Source organism: Methylobacterium sp. CCH5-D2 (assembly GCF_001556475.1).
GTDB classification, from domain to species: domain Bacteria; phylum Pseudomonadota; class Alphaproteobacteria; order Rhizobiales; family Beijerinckiaceae; genus Methylobacterium; species Methylobacterium hispanicum.
This window is the reverse complement of the sequence record NZ_LSIX01000323.1, coordinates 1-1,884: the sequence shown is the minus strand read 5'-3', so window position 1 is coordinate 1,884 and position 1,884 is coordinate 1. Positions and strand designations below refer to the sequence as shown.

The following is a 1,884-nucleotide window of genomic DNA, read 5'->3' as shown; positions in this document are numbered from 1 at the left end:
CGCCGCCCAGGTGCTGGCCTCGGCCTCCGAGCTGTCGCGCCAGTCCGAGCATCTCTCGGCGGAGGTGCAGCGCTTCCTCGCCACCGTGCGCGCCGCCTGAGGCCCGCCTCCGCGCCGCCGCTCGCGAGCGGCGGCGCGGGTCTCCCTCAGGATCTGCCGACAGGCAGGTCGGTTATCCACCGGTCTTTTCTTAACTTGGATCAGGTAGGGCCAACATAGGTCAGGATCATCGGCGTATTTGATCCGATACGATAAGCATATGTCGCACCGTTCGGGATGCCATTTGCGGAACCATTGAGCACCGCTCCGGTTCTCCGCACCAGATCGACGGCGCAAGCGCGGCCGTTCGACTTCCTCGTGTCCGGTCCGGACTGAGCCGTAACTGCAGGGCGTTGCCGCAGCCGCGTGGCGCGAACGCGCCCGTGCGACAGCGACAGGTGCCCATGCAACAGGTAGCCCACCCGCGTCAGGTTCCCCGGCATGCCGGCCTCCCGCAGGGGCCGCTGCCCCTTCCCGGGGACGATGCGACCCATCCCCTGGCCGAGCGGTTTCGCGATTTCATCCGAAACCCGCCCTTCCCCTGCGTCGGGGCCAAGTCCGCCCTCACCCGCGGGCGCCTGCGCATCGCGGTCGCGCGCGACATCACGGGCGGCCAGGACGACGCGCGCCTCTACGGGGCGCTCCTCGCCTTCCTGGGCCGCTACAAGGCGCGGCCCGACCTGTTCCAGAGCTTCGCCGTGGTGTTCGAGGGCCCGCACGACCTCTCGGAGGAGACCTTCGAGGGCGCGCTCTGGGCCCGCGCCCAGGCGCTCGCCGACCAGGATTGCCGCATCGGCCACGCCGCCGACCCCCGCGTCGCCGACGATCCGGACGACCCGCACTTCTCCTTGAGTCTCGCGGGCGAGGCCTTCTTCATCGTCGGCCTGCACCCGCGGGCGAGCCGGCTCGCCCGCGGGTGCAGGCCGACGATGAAGAAGGCCTCGCCCGCGAGACTCAAGGAGAAGTGCGGGTCGTCCGGATCGTCGGCGACGCGGGGGTCGGCGGCGTGGCCGATGCGGCAATCCTGGTCGGCGAGCGCCTGGGCGCGGGCCCAGAGCGCGCCCTCGAAGGTCTCCTCCGAGAGGTCGTGCGGGCCCTCGAACACCACGGCGAAGCTCTGGAACAGGTCGGGCCGCGCCTTGTAGCGGCCCAGGAAGGCGAGGAGCGCCCCGTAGAGGCGCGCGTCGTCCTGGCCGCCCGTGATGTCGCGCGCGACCGCGATGCGCAGGCGCCCGCGGGTGAGGGCGGACTTGGCCCCGACGCAGGGGAAGGGCGGGTTTCGGATGAAATCGCGAAACCGCTCGGCCAGGGGATGGGTCGCATCGTCCCCGGGAAGGGGCAGCGGCCCCTGCGGGAGGCCGGCATGCCGGGGAACCTGACGCGGGTGGGCTACCTGTTGCATGGGCACCTGTCGCTGTCGCACGGGCGCGTTCGCGCCACGCGGCTGCGGCAACGCCCTGCAGTTACGGCTCAGTCCGGACCGGACACGAGGAAGTCGAACGGCCGCGCTTGCGCCGTCGATCTGGTGCGGAGAACCGGAGCGGTGCTCAATGGTTCCGCAAATGGCATCCCGAACGGTGCGACATATGCTTATCGTATCGGATCAAATACGCCGATGATCCTGACCTATGTTGGCCCTACCTGATCCAAGTTAAGAAAAGACCGGTGGATAACCGACCTGCCTGTCGGCAGATCCTGAGGGAGACCCGCGCCGCCGCTCGCGAGCGGCGGCGCGGAGGCGGGCCTCAGGCGGCGCGCACGGTGGCGAGGAAGCGCTGCACCTCCGCCGAGAGATGCTCGGACTGGCGCGACAGCTCGGAGGCCGAGGCCAGCACCTGGGCGGCG

General features: G+C 70.4%; 2 pseudogenes. One reads left to right on the top strand and one right to left on the bottom strand.

Annotated elements, in window-relative coordinates:
- Nucleotides 1-503 precede the first annotated feature (503 nt).
- A pseudogene (locus AX737_RS35650) lies at nucleotides 504-953 on the top strand (YqcI/YcgG family protein); the annotation flags it as partial.
- 20 nt (nucleotides 954-973) lie between these two features.
- Here the strand turns inward: AX737_RS35650 and AX737_RS35655 are convergent.
- Nucleotides 974-1,441, bottom strand: a pseudogene (locus tag AX737_RS35655) (YqcI/YcgG family protein); the annotation flags it as partial.
- Nucleotides 1,442-1,884: the final 443 nt, after the last annotated feature.